Annotated in this window: 20 protein-coding genes and 1 pseudogene; 3 read left to right on the top strand and 18 right to left on the bottom strand. The window is 70.0% G+C overall.

Annotated elements, in window-relative coordinates:
• The 3 genes and pseudogenes from ACJA3G_RS04860 to ACJA3G_RS04870 form a co-directional block, all read left to right on the top strand.
• A pseudogene (locus ACJA3G_RS04860) lies at positions 1 to 137 on the top strand (two-component sensor histidine kinase); the annotation flags it as partial.
• Entirely contained in the window at positions 134 to 781 is a 648-nt protein-coding gene (locus ACJA3G_RS04865) for a response regulator (RefSeq protein ID WP_406551623.1), read from the top strand. The pseudogene ACJA3G_RS04860 and the gene ACJA3G_RS04865, both read left to right, overlap by 4 nt.
• A 161-nt stretch (positions 782 to 942) precedes the next feature.
• Complete coding sequence (locus ACJA3G_RS04870) at positions 943 to 2,802, top strand: glycosyl hydrolase family 18 protein (RefSeq protein WP_406551624.1); 1,860 nt, start codon at positions 943 to 945, stop codon at positions 2,800 to 2,802.
• A gap of 165 nt (positions 2,803 to 2,967) precedes the next feature.
• Here ACJA3G_RS04870 and ACJA3G_RS04875 read toward each other — a convergent pair whose 3' ends face one another.
• The 18 genes from ACJA3G_RS04875 to ACJA3G_RS04960 all read right to left on the bottom strand — a co-directional run bounded on the left by ACJA3G_RS04875 (position 2,968) and on the right by ACJA3G_RS04960 (position 19,517).
• Positions 2,968 to 3,414 (bottom strand): DUF2550 domain-containing protein, encoded by a 447-nt coding sequence (locus tag ACJA3G_RS04875; protein WP_358833297.1) that lies wholly within the window; start codon positions 3,412 to 3,414, stop codon positions 2,968 to 2,970.
• Positions 3,415 to 3,552: 138 nt separating this feature from the next.
• Positions 3,553 to 3,927: a F0F1 ATP synthase subunit epsilon gene (locus ACJA3G_RS04880; protein WP_406551625.1), complete on the bottom strand. Its 375-nt coding sequence runs from the start codon at positions 3,925 to 3,927 to the stop codon at positions 3,553 to 3,555.
• A 119-nt stretch (positions 3,928 to 4,046) separates the two neighbouring features.
• Positions 4,047 to 5,498, bottom strand: a complete 1,452-nt coding sequence (atpD, locus tag ACJA3G_RS04885; RefSeq protein ID WP_406551626.1) for a F0F1 ATP synthase subunit beta — start codon at positions 5,496 to 5,498, stop codon at positions 4,047 to 4,049.
• On the bottom strand, positions 5,499 to 6,416 hold the full coding sequence (locus tag ACJA3G_RS04890; RefSeq protein ID WP_406551627.1) for a F0F1 ATP synthase subunit gamma: 918 nt from the start codon (positions 6,414 to 6,416) through the stop codon (positions 5,499 to 5,501). It lies immediately after the preceding gene.
• A gap of 20 nt (positions 6,417 to 6,436) precedes the next feature.
• Positions 6,437 to 8,032, bottom strand: a complete 1,596-nt coding sequence (gene atpA, locus ACJA3G_RS04895) for a F0F1 ATP synthase subunit alpha (protein WP_406551628.1) — start codon at positions 8,030 to 8,032, stop codon at positions 6,437 to 6,439.
• Positions 8,033 to 8,171: 139 nt separating this feature from the next.
• Positions 8,172 to 8,987 (bottom strand): F0F1 ATP synthase subunit delta, encoded by an 816-nt coding sequence (locus ACJA3G_RS04900; protein WP_406551629.1) that lies wholly within the window; start codon positions 8,985 to 8,987, stop codon positions 8,172 to 8,174.
• Positions 8,984 to 9,529: a F0F1 ATP synthase subunit B gene (locus ACJA3G_RS04905; protein WP_188275741.1), complete on the bottom strand. Its 546-nt coding sequence runs from the start codon at positions 9,527 to 9,529 to the stop codon at positions 8,984 to 8,986. The genes ACJA3G_RS04900 and ACJA3G_RS04905 overlap by 4 nt, the downstream gene beginning before the upstream one ends.
• A 52-nt stretch (positions 9,530 to 9,581) precedes the next feature.
• Positions 9,582 to 9,815 carry an ATP synthase F0 subunit C gene (atpE, locus tag ACJA3G_RS04910; protein WP_344069828.1) on the bottom strand — a complete coding sequence of 78 codons (234 nt, stop codon included), beginning with the start codon at positions 9,813 to 9,815 and terminating at the stop codon, positions 9,582 to 9,584.
• An 81-nt stretch (positions 9,816 to 9,896) separates the two neighbouring features.
• A complete protein-coding gene (gene atpB / locus ACJA3G_RS04915) occupies positions 9,897 to 10,721 on the bottom strand; it encodes a F0F1 ATP synthase subunit A (RefSeq protein WP_406551630.1) in 825 nt (274 codons plus the stop codon).
• Between the two features lie 225 nt (positions 10,722 to 10,946).
• Positions 10,947 to 11,381 (bottom strand): hypothetical protein, encoded by a 435-nt coding sequence (locus ACJA3G_RS04920; protein WP_406551631.1) that lies wholly within the window; start codon positions 11,379 to 11,381, stop codon positions 10,947 to 10,949.
• Between the two features lie 261 nt (positions 11,382 to 11,642).
• Positions 11,643 to 13,013 (bottom strand): MraY family glycosyltransferase, encoded by a 1,371-nt coding sequence (locus ACJA3G_RS04925; RefSeq protein ID WP_406551642.1) that lies wholly within the window; start codon positions 13,011 to 13,013, stop codon positions 11,643 to 11,645.
• Between the two features lie 93 nt (positions 13,014 to 13,106).
• A complete protein-coding gene (glyA, locus tag ACJA3G_RS04930) occupies positions 13,107 to 14,393 on the bottom strand; it encodes a serine hydroxymethyltransferase (RefSeq protein ID WP_406551632.1) in 1,287 nt (428 codons plus the stop codon).
• A gap of 134 nt (positions 14,394 to 14,527) precedes the next feature.
• Entirely contained in the window at positions 14,528 to 15,175 is a 648-nt protein-coding gene (locus tag ACJA3G_RS04935) for a protein-tyrosine-phosphatase (protein WP_406551633.1), read from the bottom strand.
• Complete coding sequence (locus ACJA3G_RS04940; protein ID WP_365102388.1) at positions 15,172 to 15,819, bottom strand: L-threonylcarbamoyladenylate synthase; 648 nt, start codon at positions 15,817 to 15,819, stop codon at positions 15,172 to 15,174. Before ACJA3G_RS04940 ends, ACJA3G_RS04935 begins: the two co-directional genes overlap by 4 nt.
• Positions 15,820 to 15,875: 56 nt before the next feature.
• On the bottom strand, positions 15,876 to 16,757 hold the full coding sequence (prmC, locus tag ACJA3G_RS04945) for a peptide chain release factor N(5)-glutamine methyltransferase (protein WP_406551634.1): 882 nt from the start codon (positions 16,755 to 16,757) through the stop codon (positions 15,876 to 15,878).
• Positions 16,758 to 16,833: 76 nt separating this feature from the next.
• The gene (prfA, locus tag ACJA3G_RS04950; RefSeq protein ID WP_406551635.1) at positions 16,834 to 17,913 is read right to left on the bottom strand and encodes a peptide chain release factor 1; all 1,080 of its coding nucleotides are present in this window, start codon (positions 17,911 to 17,913) and stop codon (positions 16,834 to 16,836) included.
• Positions 17,914 to 18,017: 104 nt separating this feature from the next.
• Positions 18,018 to 18,239, bottom strand: a complete 222-nt coding sequence (gene rpmE, locus ACJA3G_RS04955) for a 50S ribosomal protein L31 (protein WP_101390144.1) — start codon at positions 18,237 to 18,239, stop codon at positions 18,018 to 18,020.
• Positions 18,240 to 18,401: 162 nt separating this feature from the next.
• Positions 18,402 to 19,517, bottom strand: coding sequence for an LCP family protein (locus ACJA3G_RS04960; protein WP_406551636.1), 1,116 nt, complete (start codon positions 19,515 to 19,517; stop codon positions 18,402 to 18,404).
• Positions 19,518 to 19,625: the final 108 nt, after the last annotated feature.

The raw sequence follows: 19,625 nt of genomic DNA on the forward strand, positions 1-19,625 counted from the left end.
GTCTGGTGGGGATGCGGGAGCGGGTGGTGCTGCTCGGCGGGACCTTCGCGTCGGGGCCCGAGCCGGCGGCGGACGGCCGTGGGATCTGGCGGGTACGGGCCGAACTGCCCATCGGGGAAAGCGAGTCGCGGCGATGACGATCCGGGTGCTGGTCGCGGAGGACCAGTCGGCGGTACGGGCCGGGCTGGTCCTGATCCTGGGCAGCGCCCCGGACATCGAGGTGGCCGGGGAGGCCGCGGACGGCGAGGAGGCGGTGCGCCTGGCCCGGGAGCTGCGGCCCGATGTGGTGCTGATGGATGTGCAGATGCCCCGGCTGGACGGGGTCGCGGCGACCCGCCGGGTGGTCGCGGAACGGCTGGCGGACGTGCTCGTCCTGACGACGTTCGACCTCGACGCCTACGTGTTCGGGGCGCTGCGGGCGGGCGCCGCGGGGTTCCTGCTGAAGAACGCGGAGGCCCGGGATCTGATCGAGGCGGTACGGACGGTGGCGCGCGGGGAGGGCACGATCGCCCCGGCGGTGACCCGGCGGCTGATCGCGGAGTTCGCCGCCCCGTCGACGGCACGGCCCGCGGCCGAGCGGCCGGCCGCGCTGGACACGCTCACCCGGCGGGAGAGCGAGGTGCTGTCCTGTCTGGGCGAGGGGCTGTCGAACGCGGAGATCGCCGAGCGGCTGGCGATGGCGGAGGCGACGGTGAAGACGCACGTCAGCCGGCTGCTGGGCAAGCTGGAGCTGCGCAGCCGGGTCCAAGCGGCCGTGCTGGCCCAGGAGTTGGGCATCTGAGGACGGTTTCCGGCCGCTGGTCTGGACCTCTTGACGCTTGGTCCAGACCTTTCTACGCTCACGGCACTGCTGTGTGAGCGTGCCCACACCGTGGGCGTGCGTTCACCGGGCGGAGCAAGGTCCCACCCCCACACCCGTCGGACCTCACTCGAGGAGCCTCCTTGAGCACTCCCACGCGCATCCGCACCCGTACCCGCCTCAGAACCCGAGCCGCCGCCACCCTCACCGCGCTGGCCCTTCCCCTGGCCGCGCTCGTCGGCCTGGCCGGCGCCTCCTCCGCCGTGGCCGCCGCCTCCGCGACCGCCACCTACACCAAGACCCAGGACTGGGGCTCCGGCTTCGGCGCCCAGTGGACGGTGAAGAACACCGGCACCACGACCCTCAGCTCCTGGACCGTCGAGTGGGACTACCCCACCGGTACCTCCGTGACCTCGGCCTGGGACGCGGACGTCACCCATGACGCCAACCACTGGACCGCCAGGAACAAGTCCTACAACGGCACACTCGCGCCGGGCGCCGCCATCACCTTCGGCTTCAACGGCGCGGGCTCCGGCTCCCCCTCGGGCTGCAGGCTCAACGGGGGCTCCTGCGACGGCGGTACGACCCCGCCGGGCGACAGCCCGCCGTCCGCGCCCGGCACCCCGAGGGCGAGCGGCGTCACCGACACCTCGGTGAGCCTGGCGTGGACCGCCGCCACCGACGACAAGGGCGTCAAGAACTACGACGTCTACCGGGGCTCCGCGAAGATCGCCACGGTGACCGGGACCACGTACGCCGACTCGGGGCTGACCGCCGGGACGGCCTACACGTACAGCGTGACCGCGCGCGACACCGCCGACCAGACCGGCCCGGCCTCCGGCTCGGTCACCGTCACCACCACGGGCGGCGGCGGCAACCCCGGCCCCGGCTCCGCGGTCAAGCTCGGCTACTTCGCCGACTGGGGCGTCTACCAGCGCAACTACCACGTGAAGAACATCGTCACCTCGGGCTCGGCGGCCAAGCTGACCCACATCAACTACGCCTTCGGCAACGTCACGGGCGGCCAGTGCGCCATCGGTGACGCCTACGCCGACTACCAGAAGACGTACGACGCCTCCTCCAGCGTCGACGGCACCGCGGACACCTGGGACCAGCCGGTCGCGGGCAGCATCAACCAGCTGCGCGAGCTGAAGAAGAAGTACCCGAACATCAAGATCCTGTGGTCGTTCGGCGGCTGGACCTGGTCGGGCGGCTTCGGCGCGGCGGCGGCCAACCCCACGGCCTTCGCCGACTCCTGCTACCGCCTGGTCGAGGACCCTCGCTGGGCCGATGTCTTCGACGGCATCGACATCGACTGGGAGTACCCCAACGCCTGCGGGCTCTCCTGCGACACCAGCGGCCCGGCCGCGCTGAAGAACCTGCTGGCCGCGGTGCGCGCCAAGTTCGGCCCCTCGAACCTGGTGACGGCGGCCGTGACGGCCGACGGCTCCGCGGGCGGCAAGATGGACCAGGCCGACTACGCCGGGGCGGCGAGTTACGTCGACTGGTACAACGTGATGACGTACGACTTCTTCGGCGCCTGGGACGCGAAGGGACCCACGGCCCCGCACTCCCCGCTCACCTCGTACAACGGCATCCCGATCGCCGGCTTCCATACGGACGCGGCGATCCAGAAGTACCGGGGCAAGGGCGTCCCCGCGAGCAAGCTCAACCTGGGGATCGGGTTCTACGGCCGCGGCTGGACCGGCGTCACCCAGGACGCCCCGGGCGGCACGGCGACGGGCCCGGCGCCCGGAACGTACGAACAGGGCATCGAGGACTACAAGATCCTCAAGAGCGCCTGCCCGGCGACGGGCACCATCGCGGGCACGGCGTACGCCCACTGCGGCTCCAACTGGTGGAGCTACGACACACCGTCGACGATCGCGGGCAAGATGGCGTACGCGAAGGCCCAGGGTCTCAGGGGGGCGTTCTTCTGGGAGTTCAGCGGCGATACGCCTGGCGGCGAGCTGATCACGGCGATCGACTCGGGCCTGAGGTAGCCCCCGGCTCCGGCATCGGGGCGAGGGCCCATCCCCCTCCCCCCGGTGTTGCCCCTTCGTCCGCGGGCCGGTGGTCCGCTGTGCCCAAGGGGCGCGGGGAACTGCGCGACCAGCCGACCACGGCCCGCGGACGAAACGAGACAGGGTTCCGGGGCGAAGCCCCGGCTAAGCCACGTTGACCCGTTGCCCCGGCGGCGCCGCCTCCAGCCATGCCAGGAAGCCCGTGAGCGCGTCCTCGCTCATCGCCAGCTCCAGGCGCACTCCCCGGTGCGTACAGCCGAGCACGATCGCGTCGGACAGGAGCGCCAGCTCCTCCTCCCCCGCCGGCTTGCGCCGGGTCACGACCTCGATCGCGGAGCGCTCCAGGAGCCGCCGCGGCCGAGGCGCGTAGGAGAAGACCCGGAACCACTCGATCCGGTCACCGCTGTACCGCGCGACTCCGTACACCCAGCCCTTGCCGCCGGGATCGCCGCCCTCGGGCACGTCCCAGCGCAGACTGCAGTCGAAGGTCCCGCCGGAACGCTGGATCAGCCGCCGGCGCAGACCGAAGACGAAGAGTCCCACCAGTACCAGCGCGACGACCAGGCCGCCCACAAGCAGAACGAGGGTCATCTACACCGACCTCCTCGCTCCATTCGGGGCCGGGGGATCGCCCCGGTCACTCGTGCCTGCATCGACCTCAGCCGCGGCCGGGTCCGGAAGACTCCAGACCCGTGACCGCGGCTGAGGGCAAAACTCTTCGGCGGGGTGCTAGCGCACCGACACCGTACGCAGCCGGACCTCGGCGCGGCGCTCGGCGGCGCCGTCCTCGACCGACTTGGCGCTCTCCAGCGCACGCTCGGCGCGCTGGACATCGATCTCGTCCGCGAGCTCCGCGATCTCCGCGAGCATGGAGAGCTTGTTGTCCGCGAACGAGATGAACCCGCCGTGCACAGCGGCGACGACGGTGCCGCCCTCGCTCGTACGGATGGTCACCGGGCCGGACTCCAGCACTCCGAGGAGCGGCTGGTGACCGGGCATGACGCCGATGTCGCCGGACGCGGTACGCGCGACGACCAGGGTGGCCTCGCCGGACCAGACACTGCGGTCCGCGGCGACGAGCTCGACGTGCAGCTCAGCAGCCAAGGTGGGCTCCTCGGGTCACCACCCGGCGGTTGCTGCCGGGTGTTGGGTCAAAGTCTAGTGGGCGTGAGCGAGGGGACGGGACGCACCCGCCCCCTCGTCGTCACGGAAACCGGCTCGGGTCAGGAGACGCCGAGCTCCTTGGCGTTGGCCTTCAGGTCCTCGATGCCACCGCACATGAAGAACGCCTGCTCGGGGAAGTGGTCGTACTCACCGTCGCAGATCGCGTTGAACGCGGTGATCGACTCCTCGAGCGGCACGTCCGAACCGTCCACGCCGGTGAACTGCTTGGCGACGTGGGTGTTCTGCGACAGGAAGCGCTCGACACGGCGGGCACGGTGGACAACGAGCTTGTCCTCCTCGCCCAGCTCGTCGATACCGAGGATCGCGATGATGTCCTGGAGGTCCTTGTACTTCTGGAGGATCCCCTTGACACGCATGGCGGCGGCGTAGTGGTCCGCCGCGATGTACCGCGGGTCGAGGATGCGGGACGTCGAGTCCAGCGGGTCCACGGCCGGGTAGATGCCCTTCTCGGAGATCGGACGGGAGAGAACCGTCGTCGCGTCGAGGTGGGCGAAGGTGGTGGCCGGGGCCGGGTCGGTCAGGTCGTCCGCGGGGACGTAGATCGCCTGCATCGAGGTGATCGAGTGACCACGGGTCGAGGTGATGCGCTCCTGGAGGAGACCCATCTCGTCGGCCAGGTTCGGCTGGTAGCCCACCGCGGAGGGCATACGGCCGAGCAGGGTCGACACCTCGGAACCGGCCTGGGTGTACCGGAAGATGTTGTCGATGAAGAAGAGGACGTCCTGCTTCTGGACGTCACGGAAGTACTCCGCCATCGTCAGACCGGCCAGCGCGACCCGCAGACGGGTGCCCGGGGGCTCGTCCATCTGGCCGAAGACCAGGGCGGTCTTGTCGATGACGCCCGAGTCGCCCATCTCCTCGATGAGGTCGTTGCCCTCACGGGTACGCTCACCGACGCCCGCGAACACCGACACACCGTCGTGGTTGTTGGCGACGCGGTAGATCATTTCCTGGATCAGCACGGTCTTGCCGACACCGGCACCACCGAACAGACCGATCTTTCCACCCTTGACGTACGGGGTGAGGAGGTCGATGACCTTGACGCCGGTCTCGAACATCTCGGTCTTCGACTCGAGCTCGTCGAAGGACGGCGCCTTGCGGTGGATCGGCCAGCGCTCGGTGACCTCGGCGTTGGTCTCCGGGTAGTTCAGCACCTCGCCCAGGGTGTTGAACACCTTGCCCTTGGTGAAGTCACCGACGGGGACGGTGATGCCCTCGCCCGTGTCGGTCACCGGGGCCTGGCGGACCAGACCGTCGGTGGGCTGCATCGAGATGGTGCGGACCAGGCCGTCACCCAGGTGCTGGGCGACTTCCAGGGTCAGCGTCTTGAGCTTGCCGTCCTCGGCCGGGTCGGCGACCTGGACCTTGAGGGCGTTGTAGATCTCCGGCATCGCGTCGACGGGGAACTCCACGTCGACGACCGGGCCGATGACCCGGGCGACGCGGCCCGTGGCGGCGGCCGTCACTGCGTTCTCGGTAGTCGTCGTCACTTACTTGTCACTCCCCGCGGTCGCGTCGGCCATGGCGCTCGCGCCACCGACGATCTCGCTGATTTCCTGGGTGATTTCGGCCTGGCGGGCCGCGTTGGCAAGCCGGGAGAGGCTCTTGATGAGATCCCCGGCGTTGTCGGTCGCCGACTTCATCGCGCGGCGGCGGGCGGCGTGCTCGGAAGCGGCCGACTGCAGCAGTGCGTTGTAGATACGGCTCTCGACGTAGCGCGGCAGCAGGGCGTCGAGGACGTCCTCCGCCGACGGCTCGAAGTCGAACAGCGGAAGGATCTCGCCCTTCGCACCGGTCTCCTCCTCGGGCTTGTCGAGGCTGAGCGGCAGCATCCGGCCGTCGACCGCGTTCTGCGTCATCATCGACACGAACTCCGTGTAGACGATGTGCAACTCATCGACGCCGCCCTCGGCCGTGTCCTTCTGGATGGCCTCGATCAGCGGCGCCGCGACGCGCTTGGCGTCCGCGTAGGCCGGGCTGTCGGTGAAACCGGTCCACGACTCCATGATCTTGCGCTCACGGAAGCCGTAGTACGCCACACCCTTGCGGCCGACGACGTAAGCGTCGACGTCCTTGCCCTCGCCGCGCAGCCGCTCGGTGAGCCGCTCCGCCTGCTTGATGGCGTTCGAGGAGTAGCCGCCGGCCAGACCGCGGTCGCTCGTGATGAGCAGGACCGCGGCCCGGGTCGGCGTCTCGACCTCGGTGGTCAGGGCGTGGTTGGTGTTCGAGCCGGTCGCCACCGCCGTCACCGCGCGGGTGAGCTCGGTCGCGTACGGCATCGAGGCCGCCACCTTGCGCTGCGCCTTGACGATGCGCGAGGCGGCGATCATCTCCATCGCCTTGGTGATCTTCTTGGTCGCCGTGACGGCACGGATGCGACGCTTGTAGACCCGGAGCTGCGCTCCCATGAGTCAGGTCCCTTCCGTCGTCACTTGGAGACGTTGACGGCCGGCGCGTCGTCGCCCAGGAGCTTGCCGTCCGAGGTCTCGAACTGCCGCTTGAAGGCCGTGATGGCGTCGGCGATCGACTGCAGGGTGTCGTCCGACATCTTGCCGCCCTCGGCGATGGAGGTGAGGAGCTCCTTGCGCTCGCGGCGCAGGTACTCCAGCAGCTCCGACTCGAAGCGGCGGATGTCGGCGACCGGGACGTCGTCCATCTTGCCGGTGGTGCCGGCCCAGACGGAGACGACCTGCTCCTCGACCGGCATCGGCTGGTACTGGCCCTGCTTCAGGAGCTCGACCATGCGCTTGCCGCGCTCCAGCGAGGACTTCGAGGCCGCGTCCAGGTCGGAACCGAAGGCGGCGAACGCCTCCAGCTCGCGGTACTGGGCGAGGTCCACGCGAAGCCGGCCGGAGACCTGCTTCATGGCCTTGTGCTGGGCCGAGCCACCGACGCGGGAGACCGAGATACCGACGTTCAGGGCCGGGCGCTGGCCGGCGTTGAACAGGTCGGACTCCAGGAAGCACTGGCCGTCGGTGATGGAGATGACGTTGGTCGGGATGAACGCCGACACGTCGTTCGCCTTGGTCTCGACGATCGGCAGACCGGTCATCGAACCGGCGCCCATGTCGTCGGAGAGCTTGGCGCAGCGCTCCAGCAGACGCGAGTGCAGGTAGAAGACGTCGCCCGGGTAGGCCTCACGGCCCGGCGGGCGGCGCAGCAGCAGCGACACGGCGCGGTAGGCGTCGGCCTGCTTCGACAGGTCGTCGAAGATGATCAGGACGTGCTTGCCGGCGTACATCCAGTGCTGGCCGATGGCGGAACCGGTGTACGGCGCCAGGTACTTGAAGCCGGCCGGGTCGGACGCCGGGGCGGCGACGATCGTCGTGTACTCGAGCGCGCCGGCCTCTTCCAGGGCGCCGCGAACGGACGCGATGGTCGAGCCCTTCTGGCCGATGGCGACGTAGATGCAGCGGACCTGCTTGTTCACGTCGCCCGAGCGCCAGTTGTCGCGCTGGTTGATGATCGTGTCGACGGCCAGCGCGGTCTTGCCGGTCTGGCGGTCGCCGATGATCAGCTGACGCTGGCCACGGCCGATCGGCACCATCGCGTCGACGGCCTTGTAGCCGGTCTGCATCGGCTCGTGGACCGACTTGCGGACCATGACGCCCGGGGCCTGCAGCTCGAGGGCGCGGCGGCCTTCGGTCGCGATCTCGCCGAGACCGTCGATCGGGTTGCCGAGCGGGTCGACGACGCGGCCGAGGTAGCCCTCGCCGACGCCTACGGAGAGGACCTCACCGGTGCGCTGCACCGGCTGACCCTCCTCGATGCCGTTGAATTCGCCGAGGACGATCGCACCGATCTCGCGCTCCTCGAGGTTGAGGGCGAGACCGAGGGTGCCGTCCTCGAACTTCAGCAGCTCGTTCGCCATGGCGGAGGGCAGGCCCTCCACCTTCGCGATGCCGTCGCCGGCAACGCTGACCGTTCCGACCTCCTCGCGCGAGGCCGCGTCCGGCTGGTACGACTGGACGAAGTTCTCCAGTGCGTCCCGGATCTCCTCCGGCCGGATCGTGAGCTCCGCCATCTGGGTTCCCTGCTCTCCTTGTTGGGCCTGAAGCTTCTTAGGGGGTCTGGGGGCGACCCCCAGGAATCTTCTGCAAGTTCTGCACGGCCCAACCGGGCCGCTGTGTTGCCTGTGTTGTTGGTGACGCTGCCGAGGCAGGTCAGCCGGCCAGTCGCCGGCTCGCCTCGTCGAGACGCTGCGCGATGGTGCCGTCGATGACCTCGTCGCCGACCCGCACCGAGATCCCGCCGAGGACCGTCGGGTCCACGTCCAGGTTCAGGTGCATCGGGCGGCCGTAGACCTTCGCCAGAGCGGCGCCGAGGCGCTGCTTCTGTGCGTCGGTCAGCGGTACCGCCGAGGTGACCACGGCGACCATCCGCTGCCGGCGCTCCGCGGCGAGCTTGGAGAGGGACTCGAGTCCCGCTTCCAGGCTACGTCCACGCGGCTTGGTCACAAGACGCGTGACGAGCCGCTCGGTGGCCGGGTTCGCCTTGCCGCCGAGCAGGCTGCGCAGCAGCTCGCCCTTGGCGGACTCGGTGGCGCCGCGGTGGGTCAGCGCGGAGCGCAGGTCGGCGTTGGAGGTGACGATCCGGCCGAACCGGAACAGCTCGTCCTCCACGTCGTCCAGCGCACCGGTCTGCTGCGCCGCGGTGAGGTCGGCGGTGTTCGCCAGGTCCTCCAGCGCGTCCACCAGGTCGCGCGACCGCGACCAGCGGGAGCGGACCATGCCGCTCACCAGGTCGGTGCTCTCGCCGCCGACCTGGCCGGTGAGGAGGCGCCCGGCCAGCTCGGCCTTGGCCTCGGCGGGCTGCGACGGGTCGGTGAGGACCCGACGCAGCGACACCTCGCGGTCGAGCAGCGCGGTGACGGCCGCCAGCTCCCCGGCGAGCTTCGCCGCGTCGACGGACGTGTTGTCCATCAGCGCGTCGAGACGCTCGCGCGCGGCAGCCAGTGCCTCGCGGCTCGCTCCGTTCATCGCGTGGCCTCGGCCTTCGCAGCGCTGTCCTCAAGACCCTCGAGGAAGCGGTCGATCGTGCGGCTCTGCCGGGCGTGGTCCTCCAGGGACTCGCCGACGAGCTTGCCGGCCAGGTCGGTGGCAAGCTTGCCGACGTCCTGGCGGAGCGCGTGCGCGGCGGCCTTGCGGTCGGCCTCGATCTGAGCGTGTCCGGCAGCGATGATCTCCTCACGCTGCCGCTGGCCTTCCGCCCTCATCTCCTGGATGAGCGCGGTGCCCTGCTCGGTCGCCTCCTGGCGCAGGCGGGCGGCCTCGTGGCGGGCCTCGGCGAGCTGGGCCTTGTACTGCTCCAGCACGCTCTGAGCCTCGGTCTGCGCGGCCTCGGCCTTCTCGATACCGCCCTCGATGGCCTCGCGACGCTCGTCCAGAACCTTGTTGATGTTCGGGAGGAGCTTCTTGGCGAGGAAGCCGAAGACGATGACAAAGGCGATCAGGCCGATGACGAGCTCAGGCCACGGCGGAACGAGGGGGTTTTCCTTGCCCTCGGCCGCCAGCTGAACCATGGTGAGGTTCACATCAGTGCCTTTCGTCGGATCGGTCTAGTCGTCGCTCGTCTTAGTAGACGAACGGCATGACGAGGCCGATGAGGGCCAGCGCCTCACAGAACGCGAAACCGAGGATCTGGTTGGCGCGGATCAGGCCGGCCGCCTCGGGCTGACGAGCCATGGCCTGGGTGCCGTTACCGAAGATGATGCCGACGCCGACGCCGGGGCCGATCGCGGCGAGGCCGTAACCGACGGAGCTGAGGGAGCCGGTGACGCCGTCGGAGGCAGCGAGGATCTGGGACATGCCAGTTCTTCCTTCTCTTTCACGGACCGGTGGGGGTTGGCCACCGGACGACTTGGGGGGTGGTGAGGTGCGGGCGGCCGGTCAGTGGTGCTCGGCGACGGCGCCCTGGATGAAGCTGCAGGCCAGAAGCACGAACACGTACGCCTGGACGGCCTGGATGAAGAGCTCGAAGCCGGTCATCACGATGACCATCACGAACGAGACACCCGAGTACGCGATGCCGATGCCGTTGAGCATGTACCAGCTGGCGATGGTGAAGAGCAGCAGCAGGGTGTGCCCGGCGAACATGTTCGCGAACAGTCGCACCGCGTGCGTGAACGGGCGGACGAGGACGTTCGAGAAGAACTCGATGACCATGACCAGCGGCAGGACGCCGCCGAGGGTCTTGTCGTAGCCCGTGAGGTTCTTGAAGCCGCCGACGAAACCGTGGCGCTTGAAGGTGACGCTCATCCAGATGACGTAGACGATCGCCGCGAGAACCGCCGGGTAGGCGATGATCGACGTCACCGGGAACTGGGCGACCGGGACGATCGACCAGAGGTTCATCATCCAGACGAAGAAGAAGATCGAGACCATGAGGGGGACCCACTTCTCGCCCTCCTTCTTGCCCAGCGTCTCGTAGACGATGCCGCGGCGTACGAAGTCGTAGCCCGCCTCGGCGACCATCTGGAGCTTGCCGGGGACGACCTTCGGCTTACGGAAGGCGGCCCAGAAGAAGCCCACAATGATGAGCGAGCCCAGCAGGGCGAGCAGCATCGGCTTGTTGAAATAGGCGCCGTTGCCGTCCGCGTCGCCCCAGAGAGGCTTGAACAGGAACGAGTGCAGGCCCGGACCCTCGAAGCCACCGCAGTCCTGGAACAGGTGGCAACTGGTGTCGAAAGCGAGCTGCGTCGGGTCAGCACTCACCGCGGGCTCCTTCAGCGTGGCGCATAGGTACGGCAACCTCGTTGTGTCGGCGCGGCGCGCAGCCGCGGTTCGGCACTGGACTGGTGTTACGGATGATGGGGCGGCGGTCGGGCATCAAGCCTCGCGTTCGAGCAGGCGTCAGCTCAGATGCCCGCGCCCGCAGTGCCGCAGTTGGCACCGGACGATAGCAGGGTCTCGAACTCGCTTTTATTCCGCCCCTACCTTTCACGACGAAGACCCGGATTTCTGGGGCTTCTGAGCCTCCGAATCCGGCTCGACGTAAAGGATCTTGGCCTTCATGTACGCACGCGCCTGCATGCCGATCCAGACGAGGGTCAGCGCGACGAGCGTGGCGGCGAATGCCTTGGGGTTGAACAGCGTCGTGTCCTTGAAGACCGCGACGAAGATGAAGAGCAACAGCAGTTGGGCCGTGTACAGCATCAGCCCCATGGCCTGGAACAGGTGGGGCAGGTTCTTCGCCGTGCGTTCCAGGACGAGCAGTCCGATGCCCATGAAGCCGATGACCACGACCGTCGCGATGGCGGCGCCGATGGCCCCCTTGCCGCCCGCGACCCCGGCGCTGACGGCGACGGCGATCGCGCCGGCGGCAGCGGTGGGTACGGCGGTCCGAAGGAGGGTGCGGGCGTCGTTGGACGGCATGGCGGCAGCTCCGCTTACTGGTGGGGGCAGGGTGTCGTCATGGACGAGCGTAGGCCCCGGCCGAGGTGGTCCCTCGGGCCAATGGGCCGTCGCACTACGGTCCTTCGGCTCTGTTGCCGGGTCTCGTGAACGGTATCACAAACTATTTGATGAGGTCTTTACCAAGATGATGTGCTGCCCGTCACACATGAGAGTGAACGCGCGCGCATGTGCAAGAACGGCGGCAACTTGTCTGGTATTGGGATGCGGTGCGGCAATTCGTCAGCGTGACGCGCCGGTCTTCCGCCGGTCGGGGAAGCGCGAACGGGGGCCGATGGCGGTCGCTCCGTTGACGCCGGAGACGCCCGCGACGACCGGCGTGCGCTCCTCCTCGCCGTCCTCGCCCTCCTCGCCGTCCCGCTCCTCGCCGGCCTCCTCGGCCGCCGTCTCCCCGGCCGGCCGCGTACGGCGGCGGTAGCGGGGCGGGACGAACGCCTCCGCCCAGCGCGGGGCGCGCGGGGTGAAGCGCGGGAGCAGCAGCAGGACCAGACCGACCGCGCTCAGCGCCACGATCACGAAGACGATCCACATCGACGCCGAGTGCACCGAGTACGCCAGCGTCCCGAAGGCGATCAGCGCCGCCCAGAAGTACATGATCAGCACCGCGCGGCTGTGGCTGTGGCCGATCTCCAGCAGCCGGTGGTGCAGATGTCCGCGGTCGGCGGCGAACGGCGACTGGCCCTTCCAGGTGCGCCGCACGATCGCGAGCACCAGGTCGGCCATCGGGATGGCGATGATGGTCAGCGGCATCAGCAGCGGGATGAAGACCGGGAGCATCGCGTGCGTCGCCTCGCGCTCACTGCCGCTGAGGCTGAGGTTCATCCGCAGCGCGTCCGGGTCGACCTGGCCGGTGATGGAGATCGCGCCGGCGGCGAGGACCAGCCCGATGAGCATCGAGCCCGAGTCGCCCATGAAGATCCGCGCGGGGTGCATGTTGTGCGGCAGGAAGCCCAGGCACATCCCCATCAGGATGGCGGCGAAGAGGGTGGCCGGGGCCGCCGCCTCGATGCCGTACCCGAACCAGATCCGGTACGCGTACATGAAGAACGCCGCGGCGGCGATGCACACCATGCCGGCGGCCAGGCCGTCCAGGCCGTCCACGAAGTTCACCGCGTTGATGGTGATCACCACCAGGGCGACCGTGAGCAGCGTGCCCTGCCAGGAGGTGAGCGAGACCGCGCCGACGCCCGGGATGGGCAGCCACAGGATCGTCAGGCCCTGTACGACCATCACACCGGCGGCGATCATCTGGCCGCCGAGCTTGATCAGGGCGTCGATCTCGAACTTGTCGTCCAGGACGCCGATGATCCAGATCAGCGCGGCGCCGGAGAGCAGCGCGCGCGGTTCGTTGGAGCGCTCGAAGACCCCGTTGAGGCTGTCGAGGTGGTCGGCGACGAGCAGGCCCGCGCACAGTCCGCCGAACATGGCGATGCCGCCGAGCCGCGGCGTCGGTTCGCGGTGCACGTCCCGGGCGCGGATCGCCGGCATCGCGCCGGCCGCGATGGCGAACTTCCGCACCGGCCCGGTGAGCAGGTAGGTCACCGCGGCCGTGACGCACAGCGTCAGCAGGTATTCACGCACGGGCTGCCCCAGAGGTATCGCTGGCCATCTCAGCCCCACACACTAGCTTCGCGCTTACGTGGTTGAGGACACGCGGGTACACGAGATGGTTGCAGACGACCCTCTCTAGTGCGGATAGGGGGGAAATCTCCCTGCCAGTTCCCGCACTTCGGCCCGTACCTGCGCGAGGCCGTCGCCGTCCGCGCCGCCGCCCTCGCGCAGCGCCGCGGAGAAGAGCACCGCGAGCCTGGCCATCTCCGCCTCGCCCATCCCCTGGGTGGTCACCGCGGCCGTACCGAGCCGGATGCCGCGCGCCCCGTCGTACGGCAGGGCGCAGGCGTCCAGGACGATCCCCGCGCCCGCCAGACGGCCCCTGGCGGCCTTCCCGTCCGCGCCCAGGGGGGCCGGGTCGGCCAGGACGAGGTGGGTGTCGGTGCCGCCGGTGACGACGGAGAACCCCTCGGCGGCGAGCCCGGCCGCGAGCACGCGCGCGTTGGCGACCACCTGATGGGCGTACCCCGTGAACGCGGGGGTGGCCGCCTCCCCGAAGGCGACCGCCTTGGCGGCGATGGTGTGCATCTGGGCGCCGCCCTGGGTGAACGGGAAGACCGCCCGGTCGACCCGGGCCGCCAGCTCCGCGCCGCACAGCAGCATCCCGCCGCGCGGCCCGCGCAGCACCTTGTGGGTGGTCGCGCACACCACGTCCGCGTACGGGACGGGGCTGGGCGCCGCTCCCCCGGCCACCAGGCCCATGGGGTGCGCCGCGTCCGCGATGAGGTACGCGCCGACCGCGTCCGCGATCGCGCGGAACGCCTCGTAGTCGGGGTGGCGCGGGTAGCAGATCGAGCCGCAGACGATCGCCTTGGGGCGGTGGCGCTCGGCGAGGGCGGCGACCTCCTCGTAGTCGATGAGGCCGGTCTCCGCGTCGACGCCGTAGCCCACGAAGTCGAACCACCGGCCGGAGAAGTTGGCGGGCGAGCCGTGGGTGAGGTGTCCCCCGTACGGGAGCCCCATGGCGAGCACGGTGTCACCCGGCCGCAGCAGCGCCGCGTAGGCCGCCAGGACCGCCGAGGAGCCGGAGTGCGGCTGTACGTTGGCGTGCTCGGCCCCGAAGAGCGCTCTGGCCCGGTCCACGGCGATCCGCTCGGCCACGTCGACGAGCTCGCAGCCGCCGTGGTGGCGGGCGCCGGGGTAGCCCTCGGCGTACTTGTTGCCGAGCGGGGAGCCGAGCGCCGCGAGCACGGCGGGCGAGGTGAAGTTCTCGGCGGCGATGAGCTGGAGCGAGGTGGCCTGCCGCCGGGTCTCGCCGAGCAGCACGTCGGCGATCTCGGGGTCCTGCCGCCGCAGGGCGTCGAGCGCCCCCTCGGGGGCGGCGGCGCGGGCGGCGGACGCGGCTGCGGTGGTGGCCGTCATCGGGGTCTCCGGGCCTGGCAGGAGGTGGTGGTGGGGCGTCGGATCCAATGTAGGCCGACGCGCCCCGCGGCGCCCGGCGGATTCCCGTCAGCCCCTCCGGCGCGCCGCTCGCGCCGTTTGGCCCCCCGCGGGCCTCAGTGCGGCGCGGCCACGCCCGTCAGGGCCGTGACCACCGGCTCCAGGGCCGTGTTGATCTCGTCCCCGATCGAGCGGAAGAAGGTGATCGGGGCGCCGTAGGGGTCGTTCACCTCGTCCGCCTCCGCGCTGGGCGCCAGCAGCCAGCCGCGCAGCGCCGCCGCCGCGCGGACCAGGGCGCGGGCGCGCTCGACCATGCCGTCCTCGGAGGGGTCCGGCAGGGTCGTGGGGTCTATGGCCCGCACCAGCCGGGTGAACTCCTTCAGCGTGAAGGTGCGCAGCCCCGCCGAATGGCCCATGGAGATGACCTGGGCGCGGTGGTCGCGGGTGGCCGTGAGGACCAGGTCCGCGGTGATGACGTGCTCGTCCAGGAGCTCGCGCCCCGTGAACCCGGAGGCGTCCGCGCCGAAGTCCGCCAGGACCGCCGCCGCGTTCGCCTCCATCGGGGCGCCCTCGTGGCCCCAGGTGCCCGCGCTCTCCACGATCAGGCCGCCGGTGTACGGGTCGCCGAGGCGGTCGTACAGGGCATGCCGGGTCAGCCGCTCGGTGATGGGCGAGCGGCACACGTTGCCGGTGCTGACGTGGAGGATGCGGAAAGTGCCGGTGAGCCCGGTGCCTATGCCACGCCCCGTCTCAGGGGCTGTCAATTCGCCACCTCGAGGTCGGGTACCACCTTGCGCAGCTCGTCGGCGTCGAGCGCGCCCGCGCGCAGCAGCACCGGCACCTTCCCCGTGACGTCGACGATCGACGACGGGACGATGCCCGGGGTGGGGCCGCCGTCCAGGTACACCGAGACGGAGTCGCCGAGCATCTCCTGCGCGGCGTCGCAGTCCTCGGGCGAGGGGTGCCCGGTGAGGTTGGCGGAGGAGACGGCCATCGGGCCGACCTCGGTGAGCAGTTCGATGGCGACCGGGTGCAGCGGCATCCGGATGGCGACCGTGCCCCGGGTGTCGCCCAGGTCCCACTGGAGCGAGGGCTGGTGCTTGGCGACGATGGTCAGCGCGCCCGGCCAGAACGCGTCGACGAGCTCCCACGCCTGCTCGGAGAAGTCCGTCACCAGGCCGTGCAGCGTGTTCGGGGACCCGATCAGGACAGGGGTGGGCATGTTGCGCCCGCGGCCCTTGGCGTCCAGCAGGGAGGCGACGGCCTCGGCGCTGAACGCGTCGGCGCCGATGCCGTAGACGGTGTCCGTCGGCAGGACGACGAGTTCACCGCGGCGCACCGCGGAGGCGGCCTCGCGCAGACCGGTCGTGCGGTCGGTCGCGTCGTTGCAGTCGTATCGCCGAGCCATTTAACGGGCCTCCTCGTACACGTACGCGGTCATGAAGCGGTAAGGAATCCAGGCGGTCACGGCAGCGCCTTGCGGGCCGTCGCGAAGCGCGGCCGGTTGTTCAGGTCGGGGTGGTCGGCCGCGTCCGCCCAGCCGGCCTCCTCGTTGAAGATCCACGGCACCTGGCCGCCCTGGGTGTCGGCGTGCTCGACGACGACGAGGCCGCCGGGCCGCAGCAGCCGGTGGGCGGTGCGCTCGATGCCCCGGATCGTGTCGAGGCCGTCCTCGCCGGAGAAGAGGGCGAGTTGGGGGTCGTGGTCCCGGGCCTCGGGGGCGACGTACTCCCACTCGGTGAGCGGGATGTACGGCGGGTTGGAGATGACCAGGTCGACCTGGCCGTCCAGCTCGGGCAGCGCGGTCAGGGCATCGCCCTGGTGCAGCACGACGCGCGAGCCCTCGACGTTCTTGCGGGTCCAGGTGAGGGCGTCCTCGGAGAGCTCTACGGCGTGCACCCGGGAGCGGGGCACCTCCTGCGCCATGGCCAGCGCGATCGCGCCGGAGCCGGTGCACAGGTCGACGATGAGCGGCTCGACCACGTCCATGGCCCGTACGGCGTCTATGGCCCAGCCGACGACCGACTCGGTCTCGGGGCGCGGCACGAAGACGCCGGGGCCCACCTGGAGCTCCAGATAGCGGAAGAACGCCCGTCCGGTGATGTGCTGGAGCGGCTCGCGCGCCTCGCGGCGGGCGATGGCCTCCCAGTAACGGGCGTCGAAGTCGACGTCCTTGACCAGGTGCAGCTCGCCCCGCTTGACGCCGTGGATGTGGGCGGCGAGCTCCTCCGCGTCGAAGCGCGGCGAGGGCACGCCGGCGTCGGCCAGCCGCTGGGTGGCCTGGGCCACCTCCGCGAGCAGCACACTGCGGGGGCCTGGGGTTCGCCCCCCAGAATGTTGCGGCACGCTGGTCCTCCGGGCTGCAATGGGCCTCCCCCGCCCGGTGGTGGCGGCGGGAGAGGTACCGGGTGTCTTACGGGTGTCAGCTCGCCGCGGCGAGCTTGGCGGCGGAGTCGGCGTCGACACACGCCTGGATCATCGCGTCCAGGTCGCCGTCGAGCACCTGGTCCAAGTTGTACGCCTTGAAGCCGACGCGGTGGTCCGAGATGCGGTTCTCCGGATAGTTGTACGTGCGGATCTTCTCGGAGCGGTCCACGGTACGCACCTGGCTGCGGCGGGCGTCGGCGGCCTCGGCCTCGGCCTTCTCCTGGGCCGCGGCGAGCAGCCGCGAGCGCAGGATGCGCATGGCCTGCTCCTTGTTCTGGAGCTGGCTCTTCTCGTTCTGGCAGGAGGCGACGACACCGGTCGGCAGGTGCGTGATGCGCACGGCGGAGTCGGTGGTGTTGACGGACTGGCCGCCGGGGCCGGAGGAGCGGTACACGTCGATGCGGAGGTCGTTCATGTTGATCTCGACGTCGACCTCCTCGGCCTCGGGCGTGACGAGCACACCGGCGGCGGAGGTGTGGATACGGCCCTGCGACTCGGTGGCGGGCACGCGCTGCACGCGGTGCACCCCGCCCTCGTACTTCAGCCGCGCCCAGACGCCCTGGCCGGGCTCGGTGGCGCCGTTGCCGCCCTTGGTCTTCACCGCGACCTGGACGTCCTTGTAGCCGCCCAGCTCGGACTCGGTGGCGTCGATGATCTCGGTCTTCCAGCCGACGCGCTCGGCGTAGCGCAGGTACATCCGCAGCAGGTCACCGGCGAACAGGGCCGACTCGTCGCCGCCCGCGCCCGCCTTGATCTCCAGCAGGACGTCCTTGTCGTCGCTGGGGTCGCGCGGGACCAGGAGGAGCCGCAGCTTCTCCGTCAGCTCCTCGCGCTGCTTCTCCAGCTCCTTGACCTCGGCCGCGAAGTCGGGGTCGGCCGCCGCGTACTCCTTGCCCGTCTCGATGTCCTCGCCCGCCTGCTTCCAGGAGCGGTAGGTCCCGACGATCGGCGTCAGTTCGGCGTAGCGCTTGTTGAGCTTGCGCGCGTTCGCCTGGTCGGCGTGGACCGAAGGGTCGGCGAGCTTCTTCTCCAGATCGGCGTGCTCGCCGATCAGTTCCTCGACCGCCTCGAACATCGGGGGCTCTCCTGGGTATGTGCGTGAAAGGGGCTGCGGGCAACGGCAAAACGCCGGTCCCAGCCGCCCCCACGGGGGCGGCCGAAGACCGGCGCAGTGGCTCGCTACTTCTTGGCGGCAGCAGCCTTGCCGAAGCGGGCCTCGAAGCGGGCCACACGGCCACCGGTGTCGAGGATCTTCTGCTTGCCCGTGTAGAACGGGTGGCACTCGGAGCAGACCTCGGCACGGATGGTGCCCTCGGCCAGGGTGCTACGGGTGGTGAACGACGCGCCACAGGTGCAGCTGACCTGCGTCTCGACGTACTCGGGGTGAATGTCGCGCTTCAAGGGTGTCTCCTATGTTCATGGAGGGCGCCGGGTCGTCCGCGCGGGACTGCGCGCACGTGAACCGGGGCCGACGTACCAGTCTGCCAGGACTGGGCACATCTCCCAAAACCGGGGTCGGCCCCGATCTATTCCACGCGCCGCCCGGCGGGACGAAAGCGCAGGTCAGCCGGTTTTCACCACGCCGCCGACGTCACCCTTGTCACCCGCGGAGTCCCGGGTCGCGGAGGCGGGGACCGGCTGGTCCCGCAGCAGCGCGTCCCAGACCTCCTTGGAGTGGGCCTGCTGCGGCAGTACGCGGTTGGGGTCCGCCGGGTCGTACATCACCGGCAGGGTGATCATGTGGACGTCGTCGGAGCCCAGGCCCTTGAGCCCGTTGCCGAAGCCGATCAGCTTGTTGACCGAGTTCAGGTCGGAGTCGGTGGTGATCGCCTTGGTGGCGGCGTCCGCGAGCCCGTAGAGCCTGGTGGGGCTGCTGAAGACGCCGACGCCCTTGACGCGCTCCATCAGGGCCTTGATGAACGCCTGCTGGAGCTGGATGCGGCCGAGGTCGGAGCCGTCGCCCACCCCGTGCCGGGTGCGCACCAGACCGAGCGCCTGCTCGCCGTTGAGGGTGTGCCTGCCGGGCGGGAGGTCCAGATGGCTCTTGCTGTCCTTGATGGGCTTGGCGGTGGTGACGGGCACCCCGCCGAGCTGGTCGATGAGCTTCTTGAAGCCGGTGAAGTCGACCTCGATGTAGTGGTCCATCCGGATGCCGGACATCTGCTCGACGGTCTTGACCGCACAGGCCGGGCCACCGACCTCGTACGCGGTGTTGAACATCTGCCGCTTGCCGCCGGGGTCCTCCTTGCCGTCCGTGGTGGTGCAGGAGGGCCGCGTGATCAGGGTGTCGCGGGGGATGGAGACGACGCTGGCCTTCTTGTGGCCCTCGTAGACGTGCACGACCATCGCGGTGTCGGAGCGGGCGCCGCCGTCGTCCTGGCCGTACTCCTTGTTGGCACCGGCCCGGGAGTCGGAGCCGAGGACCAGGATGTCCAGGGATCCGTTGTCGACGTCCTGGGGGCGGTCGGTGCCGAGCTGGGCGTTGATGTCGACGCCCTTGATGTTGCCGTTCAGCTTGAAGTAGACGTACCCGAGGCCGGCCCCGCCGACCATGATCACGCCCGCCGCGGACCAGGCCGCGATCGTCAGCACACGGCGGCGCGGAGCCGGGCGCTTACGGCGCCGGCCGCGGCCACCGCCGGATATTCGGTCGCTGCCGCTCTCACTCTGGTCGGCCATGGTCTCCTCAGTCCTCGTCGCTGCTCCTGGTACCCCCCGCCGTGTCTGTCAGGCACGGTTTGTCGACACTTGTCAGACGGAGAAGCACCAAGAAGGGTTGCACAGGGT

The sequence above is a fragment of the Streptomyces sp. YS-3 genome (assembly GCF_045257485.1).
GTDB lineage: Bacteria > Actinomycetota > Actinomycetes > Streptomycetales > Streptomycetaceae > Streptomyces.

What these genes read in the sequence shown, in the direction of transcription:
- prfA (WP_406551635.1), bottom strand. Translation starts at nt 17,913, where the DNA reads ATGTTCGAGGCGGTCGAGGAACTGATCGGCGAGCACGCCGATCTGGAG.
- atpA (WP_406551628.1), bottom strand. Translation starts at nt 8,032, where the DNA reads ATGGCGGAGCTCACGATCCGGCCGGAGGAGATCCGGGACGCACTGGAG.
- atpE (WP_344069828.1), bottom strand. Translation starts at nt 9,815, where the DNA reads ATGTCCCAGATCCTCGCTGCCTCCGACGGCGTCACCGGCTCCCTCAGC.
- ACJA3G_RS04875 (WP_358833297.1), bottom strand. Translation starts at nt 3,414, where the DNA reads ATGACCCTCGTTCTGCTTGTGGGCGGCCTGGTCGTCGCGCTGGTACTG.
- ACJA3G_RS04960 (WP_406551636.1), bottom strand. Translation starts at nt 19,517, where the DNA reads ATGGCCGACCAGAGTGAGAGCGGCAGCGACCGAATATCCGGCGGTGGC.
- ACJA3G_RS04905 (WP_188275741.1), bottom strand. Translation starts at nt 9,529, where the DNA reads ATGGTTCAGCTGGCGGCCGAGGGCAAGGAAAACCCCCTCGTTCCGCCG.
- ACJA3G_RS04900 (WP_406551629.1), bottom strand. Translation starts at nt 8,987, where the DNA reads ATGAACGGAGCGAGCCGCGAGGCACTGGCTGCCGCGCGCGAGCGTCTC.
- ACJA3G_RS04920 (WP_406551631.1), bottom strand. Translation starts at nt 11,381, where the DNA reads ATGCCGTCCAACGACGCCCGCACCCTCCTTCGGACCGCCGTACCCACC.
- glyA (WP_406551632.1), bottom strand. Translation starts at nt 14,393, where the DNA reads ATGACGGCCACCACCGCAGCCGCGTCCGCCGCCCGCGCCGCCGCCCCC.
- ACJA3G_RS04890 (WP_406551627.1), bottom strand. Translation starts at nt 6,416, where the DNA reads ATGGGAGCGCAGCTCCGGGTCTACAAGCGTCGCATCCGTGCCGTCACG.
- ACJA3G_RS04865 (WP_406551623.1), top strand. Translation starts at nt 134, where the DNA reads ATGACGATCCGGGTGCTGGTCGCGGAGGACCAGTCGGCGGTACGGGCC.
- ACJA3G_RS04940 (WP_365102388.1), bottom strand. Translation starts at nt 15,819, where the DNA reads ATGGCTCGGCGATACGACTGCAACGACGCGACCGACCGCACGACCGGT.